The sequence below is a fragment of the Bradyrhizobium sp. genome, from assembly GCF_035701725.1.
GTDB lineage: Bacteria > Pseudomonadota > Alphaproteobacteria > Rhizobiales > Xanthobacteraceae > Bradyrhizobium.
Genome location: NZ_DASSRP010000138.1, coordinates 1 through 16,887, shown reverse-complemented (window position 1 = coordinate 16,887; position 16,887 = coordinate 1). Strand labels below are relative to the sequence as shown.

The following is a 16,887-nucleotide window of genomic DNA, read 5'->3' as shown; positions in this document are numbered from 1 at the left end:
TGACGCGCGATCTTGCGACCTATGCGATCACCAAGGAGGTCGAGGCTGGGCGTGGCACGCCGGCGGGCGGCGCCTATCTCAGTTTCCAGCATGTGGCGCCGGAGCAAATCCGACTTGCCTTCGGACCCGTCGTCGACCGGCTCGCCGCCAACGGAATCGATCTCGCGCATCAACCGATCGAGGTTGCGCCGATTGCGCATTATCACATGGGTGGAATTCGTGTGGGCGACACGCTCGAAACCAAGATTGCGGGCCTGTTTGCCTGCGGTGAAGCGATTGGCGGGGCCAACGGCGCCAACCGTCTTTCCGGCAACGCCATCACCGAAGCATTCGTGTTCGGGGCGCGGGCGGGCCGTTATGCTGCGCGGAAGGCGAAACGGCGGCTATCGCTGTGGTCGGATGCGTCTGCACCGGCGGTCGAGTTTTTGCGGAGTGCCGAACGGCGGGAGGCGCCGAATGTCGCTGCCGGCATCGTCTCGCTGCAATCCTTGATGGCCGAATATGTCGGGCCGTTTCGCACCGAAGCCAAACTCGGCGTCGCAATTGATCGTCTTTCAGAAATGCAGCGCGACCTCGGCGACCGGCCGCTGATTTCGTCGCCGGGCGGCTTCGATCCCGTCCTGGTCGATTGGCTCGACCTGCGAAACATGCTGCATGTTGCCAGCGCAGTGGCGCTGCCGGCACAAGCGCGCAAGGAAAGCCGCGGCGCGCATCAGCGTGAGGATCATCCGGGCCTCGATGAGGCCTGGCAACTCAATCAGGTCGTATCGATGATAAAGGGCGAGATTCGGCTCAAAGCCGCTACGGACACGGTCGCCGCATGAAAGCTTCGCTCGCCATTCAGCGCGGCCAGCCCGACGCCACATCCCGCGTCGATACCTTTACGGTCGAGTTCGAGCCGGGTCAGTCCGTGCTTGATGGTTTGAGGGCGGTTCGCCGCGATCATGATCCGTCGCTTGCCTTTCGCTTCTCCTGCATCAACGCCAATGCTTGCAAGGAGTGCATGATGCTGATTGACGGCGAAGTCGACTATGCCTGTACGGCGCGGCTGAAGGAGGGGATGACCACGCTCGCGCCGTTGCCGAAAAAGGCGCTGATCCGCGACCTGGTCACGGAAATCGCGCCGCCGGATGAGCGGCTCGATCGAACGCGACGGCGAAAGTGACCGGGTGAGGCGGGCTTTCAGCCAGATGGCCTCAGGCATTCTTCGCCCGAGGCATTCTGAAGAGAAACAGCGCTCCAGCCAATATCATGGGAAAACAGGCGAGATTAACGGCTTGCCAGCCGTACTGCGCGACCAGGATTCCGGCCGCAAGCGAGGCGAAAACATTGGCGCCGTAAACGATCAGGGAGTTGATGCCCTGCGCCTTTGTCTTGTGGTCGTTCGAATAGGTCGAGGCCACCATCAGCGTTCCGCCATTGAAGACGAAATTCCAGCCCAGACCCGACAAGGTGAGCTGAATGAAGTACAGGGATGGCGTCGCCTCAAACAATTGTGCGGACAACGCCATCAGCAGCAAAGCGACGAGCCCGCCCGCGACCAGTCCGCGTAGCCCGGCAGCGCGGACCAGCGTAGCGTTGAACAGCGACGGCAAATACATCGCGATGAAATGAGCCTGCAGGATCGGCGTCGTGCTGCCGCCGCACCGGGGATCGCGTGCCAGCGCCAGCGGCGCCGCATTCATGGTCAACGTCATTGCGGCGAAGCCGATCGCGCAAATGATGCTCGCCGCCGCGAAATCGGACGACGGTTTGAAGCGCAAAGCTGGAGGTGATGAGGTGGACGGCGTCGCCGAATCCCGCCCGAGATCCGCGGAAAGGAAGATCTGCGAGATGGCGATGGCGATACAGACGACCGTTAGCGCAATGAAGGAGCCGACAAACGGCGTTTGAAAGGCTCTGTCGAAATGCGAGGCGAGGTAAGGCCCCAATATACCGCCGACGATGCCGGCGCCTGTGATCATGGCGACCGCACGGGTGCGTTCGTCCGCGGATTTCACGGCATCGATCGCGGCAAATCGGTAGTACTGGCTGAATGCGCTGAAGGCGCCGAGCAGGAATGTGCCGACGACGAGAATCGAAAAGCTCTGTAGAACAAGCGCGACGGCCGAGACCAATCCGCCTGCGATCCCAATCACCGCCTTCAGGAAGAAGCCGATGCGCCGGCCCAGCCGGCCCATGATGACCGACGCCGGATAGATCATGAGCAATGTTCCGCAGACCGTCGCCGAGACCGGAACGGTGCTGAGGCCTTGGTAAGGCGCAAGCATCGCACCCGACAGGCTCGACACTGCGGTAAGGAGCGAGACCACGGTCCCGCTCAGCGCCTGGCCGACGGCCAGCAGCCACATGTCGCGCGATGCTCTGATCATTTCGTTGCTTGTGCCGCGTTGAATTGACAGCGGTCCTTGAAGCATGCTTGGCTTATGTCCGAAATGGCGTAATTACCTCGTTTTAGGACATCCTCGTTTTTCGGACTTGGATATCGGCTGCGGAGGTCGCGATGGCTCGAACGATCGGAATCCTGATCTTTCCTGATTTTCAGCTGCTCGATGCGGCCGGACCGATTTCGGTATTTGAGGTCGCGGGCCGTTTCGCCGGCCGTAGAGCATCTATTAAGCCGCTGGCGCTCAAGGCCGGCCCGGTGCGCAGCTCGTCCGGCGTCGTAATGATGGCGGAGAGCCTCAAGAGCGCCCGTGCGCTGGACACGCTGATCGTCGCCGGCGGCGAGGGCATATCGGCTGCGATGCTGTCCGAACCGACGCTGGCCTTCCTGAGGTCGGCCGCGCGCCGGACGCGAAGAATTGCGAGCGTCTGTTCGGGCGCTTACGTGCTGGCTCAGGCCGGGTTGCTCGACGGTCGCCGGGCCACCACGCATTGGGGACGGACGGCCGACTTCCTCGCCGCTTTTCCAAGAGTCCGGCTCGAGCCCGATCGCATCTTCGTCAAGGACGGCAATGTCTGGACGTCGGCCGGCATCAGCGCGGGGATTGATCTCGCGCTCGCGATGGTAGCCGAGGATCACGGCGAAGATATCGCCAAGGAAACGGCGCGGCAGCTCGTTCTCTATCATCGCCGCTCCGGCGGACAGTCGCAGTTTTCGACGCTGCTGGAATTGAAGGCGCCGACCGGACGATTCAAGCCGCTGCTCTCCTGGGCGCGCGAGCGGCTCGATCAGCCGTTGACGGTCGAGCGCATGGCGGAGCAGGCCCATATGAGCGCGCGGCATTTTACCAGGGCCTTCATCGCCGAAATCGGCGTGACGCCTTCCAAGGCCATCGAGAAGCTGCGTGTCGAGGTTGCGAGAAGCAGGGTTGAGGACATCGGCGAGCCGATCGAACAAATCGCTCGCAGCACCGGCTTTGGCGATCCGGAGCGAATGCGCCGCGCTTTCATGCGCGCCTTCGGTCAGCCGCCCCAGTCCCTGCGTCGCACGGCACGGTCAGCCTGAACGCGCTTTCGTTACGCCGGTGCCGCCGGCCCCAAACTGGCGCCATTGGTTTGCAATCTCATTATTAAGATAGAGATTAGTTGTTAGTTATCAGGTAGATATAGTACATATGTATAATTTTTGAGATAAATATTGTAATTGATACGATGCTGTGACAAGCTTCCTTTCGCTGGGGAGTTCAAACGAGGAGGGGTGTCATGAGTATCACTGCGGACGGCATCGAAGGTGTTTCGAGCACGGTCGATCGCAATGCGTGGAAGGCGCTTTTGGGGTCGGCGCTCGGCTATGCGATGGACGGATTCGATCTTCTCATTCTCGGTTTTATGCTGCGAACGATCGCGGCCGATCTGCATCTGTCGCAGGCGCAGTCGGCCTCGCTGGTGACAGCGACACTGATCGGCGCAGTACTCGGCGGCATCGGTTTTGGCATGCTGTCGGATCGGCTCGGGCGCGTGCGCGTCCTGACCTGGACCATCGTCGTGTTTGCGGTGTTCACCGGGCTTTGCGCCTTCGCGCAAGGCTATTGGGACCTTCTGATCTATCGCACCATTGCCGGCGTTGGCCTTGGCGGTGAATTCGGGATCGGCATGGCGCTGGTCGCCGAAGCCTGGCCGGCATCGAAGCGTGCGCGCGCGTCTTCTTATGTCGGACTGGGCTGGCAGGCCGGCGTGCTGCTCGCGGCGATTGCCACACCGTTGCTGCTGCCGGTGATCGGCTGGCGCGGCATGTTTGCGCTCGGCGTGTTCCCGGCCGTCGCGGCCTATTTCATCCGCGCCTCGCTGCATGAACCGGACGTGTTCGTCGCGAAGTCGAAAGATCATCCGAAGGAATCGGCGCTGCATCTCCTGGTAAAGGATGGCGACACCGCCAAGCTGAGCCTAGGCATGGTCATTCTCTGTTCGGTGCAGAACTTCGGCTATTACGGCGTAATGATCTGGCTGCCGAACTATCTGTCGACCCGTTTCGGCTTTGCGTTGACGCAATCGGCGACGTGGACCTGCGTGACGCTCGCCGGCATGGCCCTCGGCATTTTCATGTTCGGCCACATCGCCGATCGCATTGGCCGTCGGCCGGCGTTCTTTGCCTATATGACGGGCGCTGCGATCATGGTGCTGGTCTATTCGCGTCTGACCGATCCGATTCAGTTGCTCGTGGTCGGCGCGGTGATGGGCTTTTTCGTCAATGGCATGCTCGGCGGCTATGGAGCTTTGATCAGCGAGTTGTTCCCGACCGCAGCGCGCGCCACGGCGCAAAACGTGCTGTTCAACATCGGCCGCGGCGTCGGCGGATTTGGTCCGGTCGTGGTTGGCGCCATTGCGGCGGCCTATTCGTTCGAAACCGCGATTGCGGGGCTTGCCGCGCTTTACGTGCTCGACATCTTCGCGATGTGGCTTTTGATCCCTGAGCGCCGTGGCGCCCAGCTCACCTGATGTTGATCAGAGGCCGTCATGTCGCTCGATCACACATCCATCGCGATGCAGCCGGCGGTAACGCCGCCGGCGTCCGCCGCGCCCTGGAAACCCAGCGTCGTCGCCGAGGTCGCCAGGGTCGCCGCCAACACCGCCGTTAACGCCGAATATCGTCATCTCGTTGTTGATTGCAGCGAGATCGCAGCCGCGGCGCAGCCCGGGCAATTCTTTCAATTGCTCTGTCCGCACCCGGCCGGCGAACAGCCATTCCTGCGGCGGCCCATGAGTCTGTATGGCGCCGATCCGCGGACGCGCCAGATCGAGTTTCTGTACAAGGTGACCGGGGCGGGAACGCGCGGGCTGGATCTGATCAAGCCCGGCGGCACGCTCGATATCATGGGTCCGCTCGGCGTCGGCTTCACGCTCGACCCAAAGTGGCGACACATCGTAGCCGTGGGCCGCGGCGCCGGCCTCGCCACGCTCGCGCCGCTTGCGAAAGCCGCCAAAGCGAATGGCACCAACGTCACCGCGATCTTCAGCGCGCGGCGGCCTGAGCTCTTGGTATCGGTCGACCTGTTCAAGAACAACGGCGCCGACGTCGTGCCGGTGACGGATTCCGAACAGACCAGCGGCCCGGGCAATGTCGAGCGCATTCTCCGCGGCCTGATCGCAGCGGGAAAATGCGACGCCTTCTTCACCTGCGGATCGAGCCGGCTGATGCGCGTGCAACAGCGCCTCGCGATCGAGTTCGGCCTTCCCGGACAAGTCGCCATGGAACAGCAAATGGCCTGCGGCATCGGCCTTTGTTACTGTTGCGTGCGCGACTTCAACGTCGGCGGCGAAATCGTCAACCGCAGGGTCTGCTGGGACGGACCGGTGTTCGATCTGTTGGAGGCGCTGCCATGATCAAGCCGTTTTCCATCGATCTCTCCGTCGATGTCGGCGGGCTCAAGCTGCGCAATCCGGTCATGCCGGCATCCGGCACCTTTGCCGAAGGACTCGACAAGGTGATCGACTTCAATCGCCTTGGCGCGTTCGTGACCAAGACGGTCACGCGTGAGTTACGGGCTGGAAACCCGTTGCCGCGGGTGGTGGAACGGCCGGGCAGCCTGATCAACGCGATCGGGATCCCCTCCAAAGGCGTGCCGCACTTCATCGAGAAGATCATTCCGCAATATGGCGCGTACGAGCCGCCCTTGGTCGTGAGTATCTCGGCGCCTACGGCGGAGGGATTTGCGAGTCTCGCCGCCGAGCTGACGCTGCCCGGGGTCTCCGCGATCGAGGCCAACATCTCCTGTCCGAATATCGAAGAGGACGGCAAGGCTTTTGCGATGCGCGCGGAGTCCGCCGAAAAGGTCACGCGGCAGTTGCGCGCCGCGACCAAGTTGCCGCTGTGGGTCAAGCTGACGCCCAACACCGGCGACATCGCCGAGGTGGCGCGCGCGGCGGAGGGAGCCGGCGCCGACGCGGTGGTCGTCGCCAATACGTTCCTGTCGATGGCGATCGACCTGAAAACCTTCAAGCCATGCCTGGGCAATATCATGGGCGGCCTGTCGGGGCCCGCGATCAAGCCGATCGTGGTCAGGCAGGTGTTTCAGTGCGCCAAGGCGGTGAAGATCCCGATCATCGGCTGCGGTGGTATTTCCTCGGCCGAAGATGCGATCGAATACATGCTGGCGGGCGCCAGCGCCGTGCAGGTCGGAACCGCAACTTTCCTGCAACCGGCGGCCATGGTCAGCATCATCGACGGCCTGGAGATGTTCTGCCTGCAACGCGAGATCAGAAGCGTGACCGATCTCGTTCATGGCGTCGTGATTGAGGAGGCTGACGATCAGGATCTTGCCTGGGTCAGTCCGCCGACATGACGATGCAGCAGAGTCTGGGAAGCAATGTCTTCGTTGACGATGCGCAGGACCGTGCGCTTGCCGCCGAGTTGTTCGACGCGCTTCGTGAGGCGTCGTTCGATGGGGTCGGCATCACGCGCGAGAGCTATAGCGGACGCGAAACGACTGCGCTGGATATCATTGAGGCCAAGGCGCGCCAATTGGGGCTCGAGACCAACCGCGATGCCGGTGCCAATCTGGTCGTGACGCTTGCCGGCAGCGAACCGGATCTGCCGTTTCTCGCCTGTGGATCGCATCTGGATTCGGTGCCGCAAGGTGGCAATTTTGACGGTGCGGCGGGCGTCGTCGCCGGTCTTGCGGTGCTGGCGCGACTGAAGCGCGACAAGATCTTGCCCCGGCGCACTATTAAGCTATTTGGCCTGCGTGGCGAGGAAAGCTCGCGGTTCGGCAAGGCGTATATGGGCTCACTGGCCCTGTTCGGGAAACTCGCTGCGGAAGATTTGAAAGTCAGGGATCGCGACGGCCGCACGCTCGGCGATTGCATGCGCGAGGTTGGTGCCAACGTTGTGCGCATCGAAAAGGGCGAACCGCTGCTCGACGCCAGGCGCGTCGCAGCGTGGGTCGAACTTCACATCGAGCAGGGGCCTGTCCTGGTGGCGCGCGACCTTCCGGTCGGCATCGTCACGGGCATTCGAGGCAATGTGCGGCACCGGACCGTCGAATGCATCGGCGAAGCCGGCCATTCCGGCGCGGTGCCGCGCTGGCTCAGGCACGATGCGGTGTTCGCGGTGGCCGAACTGATGACCCATCTCGATCGTCACTGGCGCACGCTCCTGGAGCGCGGGCGCGATGTGGTCGTGACGTCCGGTGTTTTCGGAACCGATCCGGCGGAACACGCGATCGCGCGCATTCCGGGAAAAGTGTCGTTCAGCTTTGAGGTGCGCAGCCAAAACAGGGAGACGCTCGAAGGTTTCTATGATCTCTTCCGTTCGGAGTGTAATCTGATCGCCGAAGAGCGTGGCGTCGAATTTTTCTTCGATCGCCGGCTGGAATCGGCGCCGGCCACCATGGATGCGGAGTGGGTTCGGCGCTTGAGAAAGGCGGCGCAGGCGCTCGGCTTGCCGGACGAGGAGATCCCGAGCGGCGCCGGGCATGATGCGGCTGTATTTGCCAATGCCGGAATTCCGAGCGCCATGGTATTCGTTCGCAACGAAAATGGTTCGCATAACCCGAAGGAGGCGATGAATCTGGATGATTTTGTCGCCGGAATCGCGGTAATGCGGGCTGCGATTGAAGAGGCCGTCCAATGAGCGTGACTGAATTGTTCGACCGGGCCGCGCCCAAGCGCGTGGACAAGATCACGATCCGCAGGCCCGACGATTTCCACGTGCATCTTCGCGACGGCGCGATGCTTGAGGCGGTGTTGCCGTTTACGTCGGCGCAGTTCGCGCGTGGCATCATCATGCCGAACCTCGTGCCGCCGGTGACGACGGTTGCCGCGGCGCTTGCCTATCGTGAGCGAATTCTGGCCGCGCGTGCCGCAAGCTCGGACTTTCAGCCGCTGATGACCTGTTACCTCACCGATGCGACCTCGCCGGATGAAATCGAGCGCGGCTTTAAGGAGAAAGCCTGGTACGCCGCCAAACTCTATCCCGCCGGCGCCACCACCAACGCGCATCACGGCGTCACCGATATTCCGGCGCTGGCGCCCGTGCTGGAGCGGATGGAAAAGATCGGCATGCCGGTCCTGATCCATGGCGAAGCCACCGATCCTTTGGTCGACATCTTCGACCGCGAAGCCGTGTTCATGGAGAGAAGCTTGCTGCCGATGCGCAAGCGCCACCAGGGCCTGAAGATCGTGATCGAGCACGTCACGACGGCGGAGACTGTCGACATCGTGCGTGGTCATCGCTCGCACACGGCCGGAACCATCACGCCGCATCACCTCGTGATCAACCGCACGTCGCTGTTTCAGGGTGGCCTGCGGCCGCATCTTTATTGTCTTCCTGTCGCCAAGCGCGAACACCATCGTCTCGCCTTGCGCAAGGCGGTGACTTCGGGCGAGGCGTGCTTCTTCATCGGCACCGACACCGCGCCGCATCGCCGCACCGTCAAGGAGGCCGAATGCTGCTCGGCCGGCGTGTTCGGTGGCGCGACTGCGCTACAGACCTACGTGCAGGTGTTCGACGAAGAAGGCGCGCTTGACCGTTTTGAGGCCTTTGCGTCCGAGAATGGCGCGAAGTTCTACGGGCTCGAGCTCAACCGCGGCACCATCACGCTGGAGCGCCGCGAGTCCCCCGTGATGGCTGCCGTGGCGGTGGAAGACACCGAAGTCGTCGTGTTCCGCGGCGGCGAGAAACTGCCGTGGTCTGTCGGAGAGGTAAGGCCGTGAGCGATCTGGCGATCCGGCAGGAAATCGGCGGCGAAGTCGCGCGGCTGTTGTTCGAGGGCGGCGCCATCCATGTCAGCCGGCAGCAGCCGTTCATTCTGGCGGCTGGATGGGCTAGTCCCGTCTACGTGGATGTTCGCGTCATCCTTGGCGATCCCGCCTTGCGCCAGGCGGTGACCCAGCTCGCGGTGCGTTATGTCAAGGCCGTGTTGCCGAACGCTTCGATCGATGCGGTTGCTGGCGCGGAGACCGCTGGCATCCCCTTCGCGGCGTGGCTTGCGGACAAGCTCAATGTGCGGATGCGTTACGTGCGCAAGCGCCCGCTCGGGATCGGCCGCAATGCACAGGTCGAAGGTGGCGACGTCGACGGGCTCAACGTGCTGCTCGTTGACGACCTTACGACAGACGGCGGCAGCAAGCTGAATTTTGCGCGCGGGCTGCGCGCCGCGGGCGCTGTGGTCGAGCACGTGCTGACCATCTTCTATCACGATGTTTTTCCCGGCGCGGCGGAGCGGCTGGCACTGGCCGGCTTGACCTTGCATCCGCTCGCCACCTGGGCCGACATCCTGCGGTCACCGGCTGCGGCCGGTCTGGCGCAACAGGATCGCGGCGAAGTCGAGCGTTTCCTGGCCGATCCCGTCGCCTGGTCGACGCGTCACGGCGGCCGCTCGAAGCTATCGGCCAGGGGGTGAAGCAGGATAACTGTGCTGTTGGGGCTCTACTTCACCTCTCCCCATTGGGGAGAGGTCGGATCGCCTTTGCGATTCCGGGTGAGGAGCGCTGCTCTTACGTGAGACTGTAACCCCTCACCCTAACCCTCTCCCAACGGGAGAGGGAGCGCACCTCGGTCTGTCTCTGATCTTTGCTTAAGACGCCTTTCGCGCCGGCGATTGCATCGCCGAGCGTTCCAGAATCAAGCGAAGCTGATGCGCCGCTTCACGCCCCTTGTGAGCGCGCCGCCACAGCTTTTCGACCAACTGCTCGTAGAGTCGTACCGGCTCTTCGTCGGCCGTGAGCATGGCAACGCCGGTGCGGATATTCGGCAGTTCACCGCCGAGCCGGAACGGGCTCAAGCCCAGAAGCGTGCGCTCGGAGGTGCGAAAGAGCTGGAACGTGATGTTCGGCAGCGGCTCTTCGATCAGGCCGATCTGGATGCCCATCGGCTCCTGCTCGATCAGCTTGATCAAATGCTCGGCTTCGGCGCGGGCGGCAAGGCGCCGTTCGACGATCTCGTTTTGTGGCAGATCGAAGCGGCCGACGAGGCCAAGCTTTAGCCAGCGCTCGATTTCCGGCATGTTGACGAAATTGATGACGCTGAGATGCCGGCGGTTGCGGGCGTGCTTGCGCTCGTCAAGTACCGCAATGATCGCATCGATCTCGGCCTCGTAGTCCTTGCCGTCCTCGGCATAGGAGGGGGCAGCCTCGATCAACGTTTGCTTGAGTTGGCGTCCGTAGTCGTCCGAGGTCAGGAGATAGGAGAGCGGCGGGAAGTGCGCGATGACCTGCTCGGACTTCTCCTCGATCTGCCGCATCCGCTCGAAGTAACTGATGGCGTTAGCATAGTATTCGACGCCGAGGCCGAGCAGGGAGCCGACCGAAGTCTCCAGCACGCTGGCGAGGCGATCCAGTGTCTCGATCTTGACGACCTCGCCGGCCTCGATCCGGTAAACCGCGGCGCGCGATACGCCGAGACGTTCGGCGACCTGTTCCGCGGCGAGTCCGCGGCCCATCCGGTAGGCCCGCAGCCTTTCACCGATTTCGGCAAAGCGGTTGCTGGTCGCACTCATTTTTGCCTCTGGTCTCATGTCGTCTCATATTTGAGACAGAGGCGTATATGATTTTCGGCGCCCGGGGAAGCGCTATTTCGGCGCTTTCGGCGGGATCAACCGAATCCCGCGGAAGGGGCTGAACGCGCTCAGACGAGGTCGACGGAGGCGATCTTGTTTAGTGCGCGGATCTGCTGATCCGGGGCGAGTGAGATCGACTTGTCGGCATCGCGTACGACGGCGAGCAATCGCTGAAAGGTGGTCTCGGCAACACCGGCCGGAAGCGGCTCTTCGTCAAACGAAGCGATGAAGGGATCGAGGATCGACGACAACAGCTTATAGACCGCGCGGTGCTCGGCATCGGCCTGTGCGAGTTCGTTGGTCTTTTTCTGAAGGGCGACGTAGGTCTTCAGACCGGGGTGCTGATCTGAGAGCCAGCTATGCAACTCAACCATGTTGTTTCCTCGTCGGGGCTCGAGAAGAAACAATCACTTTTATCACGAAGAGCCTGTTAATGCAAGGATTTCATGCCAATCTTCGGAATCGAGTCGAACCCGCCGCGGCCAAAGCGGCGCGCAGAATCCGCCGGCCGCGGCCGAACGCACCTCGCTCAGGCATCACACAAGCTTGGCGGCCGCAAGTTCGTTCAAAATCTGAACCTGTTGCTCGGCGGGTGCAGTGAGGCCCCGCTCCGCCGCGGCAACCACGTCCAGCAGGTGGCGATAGGTCCCTTCGGCGACATCGACCGGAACGGCCTCGCCGTCGTAACGGGCGATATACTCTTCGGTCAGTCCGGCCAGCAGGCGGTAGAGCGCGCGATGATCGCTGTCGGAGGAAGCGCGCTCGAGGAGGGTCTGTCGGAAGGCCTTATAGGTCTTCAGCCCGTGATGTTGCTGCGACAGCCAACTGGTGAGTTCACCCATGTGCTTTCCTTTTCGAAACGCGAAGAAAGCGATTGTCTATAGCGCGCGTGCGGCGCGCCAGCAACAAAATTTGAGACTAGTTTATAAATTTATACAGGTCGCCGGGCCGCTCTAGTCACCCTTCATTCGCTGGTCCTCTTTGACCCGCACATATTCGGCGCCGCGGGCGCCGGCCTCCGACAGGCGGAGTGTACTCACGATGGCGCCGGTGAACGCAAAGCCGACGGCCGCGAGTAGCGCGATCCGCGTTCCTTCCAAGGCGAAGCGGGCGATGAACAGCGACACCAGCGCCGCGCCCATGGTCTGCCCGAGCAGGCGTGCGGTGCCGAGCATGCCGCTGGCGCCGCCGCTTCGTTCGCGCGGGGCGGCCGCGATCATGGTGCGGTTGTTCGGGGTCTGGAACAGGCCGAACCCTGCACCGGCCAGGGCCATCCGCCAGGCCACATCGAACAGCGAAGGGTGCGCAGGCAGTAACGCCAGCGCACCGAGACCAAGCGCGAACAATAGAAGTCCGATGCCGCCGAGCAGTCCGGCCGGATAAAGCTCGACCAGGCGCCCGGCAAGCGGCGCGGCGAAAGCCACCGCGATCGGCCAGGGCGTGATCAGCAGACCGATCTCGACGTCCGAATAGCCGAACCGGTTTTCCAGATAGAAGGGCAGCGCGACGAAGGCCAGCATCTGTCCGCAAAACGAGGCGATCGAGGTTGCAATCGACAGCGCGAAGATCGGGATGCGCAAGAGGTCGAGCGGCAGCAGCGGCGACTTCACCTGGGCTTGTGCGCGCACCAGCAGGAAGCCGCCGACGATCGCGGCGCCAAGTTCGCCGAGCGCGATTGCGGCATCTTCACCGTGCCCGACGCTGTCGATCGCGGCAACACCGAGACCGAAGGTCAGGGCGCTGAGTGCCGCGCTCTTCCAGTCGAAGTCGTGGCCCGCTGGTTTGGTATGCGGCAGACATTTGATGCCGATCGCGAGCGCGCCGAGGCCGAGTGGAACGTTGATTGCGAACAGGTAAGGCCACGGACCGATAGCGAGAATGCCTGCCGCAATCGTCGGTCCAACCGCGGCCGAGACTGCGACCACCATGGCATTGATGCCGATGCCGCGGCCCAGCAGCACACGCGGATAGATGTGGCGGACCAGCGCCATATTCACGCTCATGATGCCGGCGGCGCCGAACCCCTGAAGGATGCGCGCGACCGTCAGCAGCGTCAGCGTATGCGCCAGCACGCAAAACAGCGAGGCGATCGTGAACACTAAGAGCCCCGCGATGTAAACGCGACGGTAGCCAATGATCTCGCCGAGCGAAGCCAGCGGGAGCAGCGAAATCGTAATGGCCAGTTGATAGCCGTTGACGATCCAGATCGAAAAAGCGGGACTGGCATGGAGGTCGCGCGCAATGGTGGGCAGGGCCACATTGGCGATCGCGCCATCCATCACCGACATGATCAGGCCAATCGCGATCGTCAGGATCGCCCAGCCGCGTTGCGGTTGTGGCAGGCCGTCATGATGAAGAAAAGTGTCGTCCGACTTCACGCCTCGACTGGCCTCGTGATATCCAACGCAGCAGCGCGCCAACGTACCAGACATTTGACGCTCTCCACTATCGAGAGTTCCAAGAAGCGCGCGTGAAGGGGAGGGGACGAGCCATGACTTCGCCGCAGACGTCGCTCGCACGGCTTCCGGATTGGAGTTCGCTATCTGAATTCGGCCGGATGGCGGCGCTCGAGCAGTGCCGGCGGCGGATGGCCCATCTCGGGCGCATGCTTCATGCGGTCGAGCACATCTATCATGCCGAGGCGTTGCATCAGGGGCCGCTCTCGGGGCTGCCATATGTGGCCAAGGACATGTTCGCGACCGGGCGCAGCCGGCCGTCATGGGGATGTTCCTCGCCGCAGGCGCCGGCGCTGCCGCGCGCTTCTGTGATCGATCGCCTCGATCAGGCGGGCGCCAGCCTGATTGGCACTTCGACCATGACGGAACTCGCTTACGAACCCTCCGGCATGGCGCGCCGCCGCGCGCTTAATCCATGGCGGTTCGATGTGATCCCCGGCGGGTCCTCCACCGGATCTGCCATTCTGGTCGCGGCCGGCTGCTGTTTTGCCGCGCTCGGGTCGGATACCGCGGGGTCGGTGCGCATCCCGGCGCATTGTTGCGGCATCACCGCGCTCAAACCTGGTCATGGCAAGATCCCGCTCGACGGCGCGATGGCTCTCGCACCGAGCCTCGATAGCTTTGGAATGTTCGCGCGAAGCGCCGCCGATCTTGCGCTGCTATGGCCGGTCATCTCGGGTGATCCGGCAGGCGCCGACGAGAGGCTACCGCGTGTCGCCCTGCTGCGGGATGCCTTCGAGGCCAGCGAGGCCGAACTCGCCGCTGTGTGTGCTGGCGCCGTGAGCGCGCTCGCGGAAGGCGGCATGACGATCGAAGACGTCAGCGGATTTTCCGAAGAAGCGGACCGGCATGCTCTGACGGTTCTGCTGGCGGAGGCCGCGCGGGAACACCGGGCGCGTATTGACGATCCCTCAGTCGACGCAACGCTGCGCAAGCGCATCAGCAAAGGTCTCGCGATCACCGATGGCGAGCTTGCGACGGCCAATTCAGCGCGCGATGCGCTTCGTCATCGATTCATCACCTCTTGCCTTGGCGAGGGGCGCATTGCGGTTTTGCCGGTGATGCCGATCCGGACGCCGCGTGTGAATCAGACCGATCCGGCGTCGGGCGATTTCGATCCGCGCGTGCTCTACGCGCTCAGCCGCTTCACGCGCTTCGTCAATTATCTCGGCCTGCCGGCGCTGGCAGTTCCGGCCGGCTTCGACGGCGATGGCATGCCGGTTGGCCTACAACTGATCGGAGGTGCGGGAAGTGAGGCCATGCTGCTTCAGGTCGCCGTCAGGTTGCAGCAGCGCACCGATTGGCACGGGCGCGTGCCGACGGCGGTCGCATCCGATATCGCCGGCGAGCCATGATGCGCCGCATGGTTGCCGGTCGCGCGCCTCTGACCTTCGCATTCCTTCCCAACTGGTACCTTTGTGGATTTTTGAATCATGGGACCACCAGGAAAAGTGAGTTTCCAGTGGCGTTGGCCGCGTTGCGCGACGGACGCGATCTGGTGCAGTCTTTGCTTGTATTTGCGGTTTGTGAGGTCGGAGCCTTGGGATGATCGAGGCTGATCGAAACGGAGGCAGATCGTGCGGATATTGAAGCAGATGGCTGGGCTTTTGTTCGCCGTGGTGGCGATCGGGCTAATGTCCTTGCCGGCGAAAGCCATCGGGCCCGAGCCGGCGCCGATAGCGCCGCCGGTCGAACTGACGGTCGGCTATGTGAAAGTCGGCCATCTAGCGCCGATCATTCTGGTGGCGGATGAGCTGAAGAAACTCGGCATCAATCTCAAGCTGGTCGAATTTGTCCGTTATGCCGACGCGCGCACAGCGCTCTTGGCCGGTTCGCTCGACGTCGCGTCGGTCGGCCCCGCCGATCTCGCAATCTCGCTGGCGCAAGGTTCGACCAATGTGGTCGGGCTGATGGGCGTCGGTTCCTCGCCGAAATATGTGATCGGCCGTAACGGCGTGAAGTTCGACAGTTGGGCCGACCTGAAAGGCAAGAAGATCGCGATCGCGCCGGGCTCGGCGGTCTGGTTTCAATTTGCCGCGACGCTGGTCGAAAACAATGTCCCCTATAACAGCTTCGAGGCCATCAACATTCAAGGGGGCGGTGCCAACTTCGACCAGGCCCTGAAGAAAGGCGAGGTCGACGGCCTCGTGACCTGGGAGCCGTTCGAATCGATCCCGGTGATGGAAGGTTATGGCTATTTCGCCAAGGGCCTCGAATACGGCTCGTCCAAAGCCGTCGGCGCCGAACTCGGCATGTTCATGACGACAAAGCAGGCGATCGAGAGCAAGCGCGCCGCGATCGAGCGCTTCGTCTGGGCTTATCTCGCCAAGCAAGACGAACTGGCGAAATCGCCGGCCGCCTTCGGAGACGCCTATGCCAAGCTCACTGGACTCGCGCCCGACGTCTCGGCGCAGGCCGCCAAGATCATCAAGCTCGGTGAGGTGATCTCGCCGGATCAGATCAAGCGACAGGCCAAGGGCTTTGCCGATCTCGGCGTGATCCAGAAGGACGTCTCCGGCGAGATCGATGCGCATTGGGACGGCTCGTTCGTTGACAAGGCGTTGGGTAAGTAACGGCGGCCAAGCGCGGCGGCCCGTTGGTTTTGAGGATTTCGCCGATGTCGATCTCGACCGGACCTGTCGCTTCAAGGTCGGCATCGTCGGCTTCGACGTGGTTGATGCTTTCGCCCACGGGCCGCAGAAGCCTGCGGCAGATCGGGCTGGCGATTATCCTTCCCGTCGTGGTGATCGCGCTTTGGCAATGGGCCGGCAACGCCGGTTCGCTGTTCGGCGGCGTTCTGCCGACGCCGGATCGCGTCTGGCAGGCATGGAAAGTATGGGCGTTCGGCACCAGCGGACTTGGCCTTAATCCGTATAGCGGGACCTGGCTTGCCAACTTGCTGTTTTCGGCTGAGCGCGTCGGCAAGGGATTTGTTGCCGCGATCGTGGTCGCGGTGCCTGTCGGGCTCGCCATCGGCTGGAATCGGGTCGCTTCGGGCACGCTCGATCCGACCGTGCAACTGCTGCGGCCGATCCCGATCACGGCATGGCTGCCATTTTCGATCGCCGTGTTCGGCATCCGCGACATGGGCGCGGTGTTCCTGATCGCGCTCGGCGCCTTCTATCCGATCGTGGTCAACACCGCGCAAGGCGCGCGCGACATCGAGCGCAACCTGGTGCGCGCTGCGATGATGATGGGCGCCGGACGCTGGACCGTCCTGCGGCGCGTGGTGCTGCCGGCCTCGCTGCCCTCGATTTTCACGGGGCTTCGGATCGGACTCGGCATCGCCTGGACGGCGGTGATCGTCGCTGAAATGGTCGCGGTGAAATCCGGCCTCGGTTACGTGCTCTGGGACGCCTATTACGTCGGCCGCATGGACGTCGTCATTGCCGACATGGCGACGATCGGGCTGCTCGGCCTGATCAGCGACCGCGTCATTCTCGGCATCGAGAAGTGGGTGCTGGCGTGGCGCCGCCTGCAATCATTCCAGT

At 62.9% G+C, this 16,887-nt stretch carries 17 protein-coding genes; 12 read left to right on the top strand and 5 right to left on the bottom strand.

Annotation, left to right across the window (positions count from 1 at the left end):
* A partial coding sequence (locus VFL62_RS08135; protein ID WP_325171858.1) for an FAD-binding protein occupies positions 1-824 on the top strand: 824 nt, incomplete at its 5' end.
* Positions 821-1,165 carry a 2Fe-2S iron-sulfur cluster-binding protein gene (locus VFL62_RS08130; RefSeq protein ID WP_325171857.1) on the top strand — a complete coding sequence of 115 codons (345 nt, stop codon included), beginning with the start codon at positions 821-823 and terminating at the stop codon, positions 1,163-1,165. The genes VFL62_RS08135 and VFL62_RS08130, both read left to right, overlap by 4 nt.
* Positions 1,166-1,196: 31 nt before the next feature.
* Here VFL62_RS08130 and VFL62_RS08125 read toward each other — a convergent pair whose 3' ends face one another.
* Positions 1,197-2,372 carry a hypothetical protein gene (locus VFL62_RS08125; RefSeq protein WP_325171856.1) on the bottom strand — a complete coding sequence of 392 codons (1,176 nt, stop codon included), beginning with the start codon at positions 2,370-2,372 and terminating at the stop codon, positions 1,197-1,199.
* 131 nt (positions 2,373-2,503) lie between these two features.
* On the opposite strand from VFL62_RS08125, the gene VFL62_RS08120 reads away from it, so the two are divergent.
* From VFL62_RS08120 to VFL62_RS08090, 7 genes are all read left to right on the top strand, one after another.
* On the top strand, positions 2,504-3,451 hold the full coding sequence (locus tag VFL62_RS08120; protein WP_325171855.1) for a GlxA family transcriptional regulator: 948 nt from the start codon (positions 2,504-2,506) through the stop codon (positions 3,449-3,451).
* Between the two features lie 197 nt (positions 3,452-3,648).
* Positions 3,649-4,881, top strand: coding sequence for an MFS transporter (locus tag VFL62_RS08115; RefSeq protein WP_325171854.1), 1,233 nt, complete (start codon positions 3,649-3,651; stop codon positions 4,879-4,881).
* A gap of 18 nt (positions 4,882-4,899) precedes the next feature.
* Positions 4,900-5,766 carry a dihydroorotate dehydrogenase electron transfer subunit gene (locus tag VFL62_RS08110; RefSeq protein WP_325171853.1) on the top strand — a complete coding sequence of 289 codons (867 nt, stop codon included), beginning with the start codon at positions 4,900-4,902 and terminating at the stop codon, positions 5,764-5,766.
* The gene (locus tag VFL62_RS08105; protein WP_325171852.1) at positions 5,763-6,725 is read left to right on the top strand and encodes a dihydroorotate dehydrogenase; all 963 of its coding nucleotides are present in this window, start codon (positions 5,763-5,765) and stop codon (positions 6,723-6,725) included. Before VFL62_RS08110 ends, VFL62_RS08105 begins: the two co-directional genes overlap by 4 nt.
* Positions 6,726-6,727: 2 nt before the next feature.
* Positions 6,728-8,014: a Zn-dependent hydrolase gene (locus VFL62_RS08100; RefSeq protein ID WP_325171851.1), complete on the top strand. Its 1,287-nt coding sequence runs from the start codon at positions 6,728-6,730 to the stop codon at positions 8,012-8,014.
* Positions 8,011-9,096 (top strand): dihydroorotase, encoded by a 1,086-nt coding sequence (gene pyrC, locus VFL62_RS08095; protein ID WP_325171850.1) that lies wholly within the window; start codon positions 8,011-8,013, stop codon positions 9,094-9,096. Before VFL62_RS08100 ends, pyrC begins: the two co-directional genes overlap by 4 nt.
* Positions 9,093-9,785 carry an orotate phosphoribosyltransferase gene (locus VFL62_RS08090; RefSeq protein WP_325171849.1) on the top strand — a complete coding sequence of 231 codons (693 nt, stop codon included), beginning with the start codon at positions 9,093-9,095 and terminating at the stop codon, positions 9,783-9,785. Before pyrC ends, VFL62_RS08090 begins: the two co-directional genes overlap by 4 nt.
* Positions 9,786-9,959: 174 nt before the next feature.
* Here the strand turns inward: VFL62_RS08090 and VFL62_RS08085 are convergent, their stop codons facing one another.
* The 4 genes from VFL62_RS08085 to VFL62_RS08070 all read right to left on the bottom strand — a co-directional run bounded on the left by VFL62_RS08085 (position 9,960) and on the right by VFL62_RS08070 (position 13,318).
* Positions 9,960-10,880: a helix-turn-helix transcriptional regulator gene (locus tag VFL62_RS08085; RefSeq protein WP_325171848.1), complete on the bottom strand. Its 921-nt coding sequence runs from the start codon at positions 10,878-10,880 to the stop codon at positions 9,960-9,962.
* A 128-nt stretch (positions 10,881-11,008) separates the two neighbouring features.
* A complete protein-coding gene (locus VFL62_RS08080) occupies positions 11,009-11,314 on the bottom strand; it encodes a hypothetical protein (RefSeq protein WP_325171847.1) in 306 nt (101 codons plus the stop codon).
* Between the two features lie 162 nt (positions 11,315-11,476).
* Positions 11,477-11,782, bottom strand: a complete 306-nt coding sequence (locus VFL62_RS08075) for a hypothetical protein (protein WP_325171846.1) — start codon at positions 11,780-11,782, stop codon at positions 11,477-11,479.
* Positions 11,783-11,893: 111 nt separating this feature from the next.
* Positions 11,894-13,318, bottom strand: coding sequence for an MFS transporter (locus VFL62_RS08070; RefSeq protein WP_414644649.1), 1,425 nt, complete (start codon positions 13,316-13,318; stop codon positions 11,894-11,896).
* A 113-nt stretch (positions 13,319-13,431) separates the two neighbouring features.
* Between VFL62_RS08070 and VFL62_RS08065 the strand changes: the two genes are divergently transcribed.
* The 3 genes from VFL62_RS08065 to VFL62_RS08055 all read left to right on the top strand — a co-directional run.
* Positions 13,432-14,751, top strand: coding sequence for an amidase (locus VFL62_RS08065; protein ID WP_325171844.1), 1,320 nt, complete (start codon positions 13,432-13,434; stop codon positions 14,749-14,751).
* A 222-nt stretch (positions 14,752-14,973) separates the two neighbouring features.
* Positions 14,974-15,969 (top strand): ABC transporter substrate-binding protein, encoded by a 996-nt coding sequence (locus VFL62_RS08060; RefSeq protein ID WP_325171843.1) that lies wholly within the window; start codon positions 14,974-14,976, stop codon positions 15,967-15,969.
* A gap of 104 nt (positions 15,970-16,073) precedes the next feature.
* Positions 16,074-16,887 (top strand): ABC transporter permease (locus tag VFL62_RS08055; protein WP_325171842.1); only part of this gene is annotated, 814 nt, incomplete at its 3' end.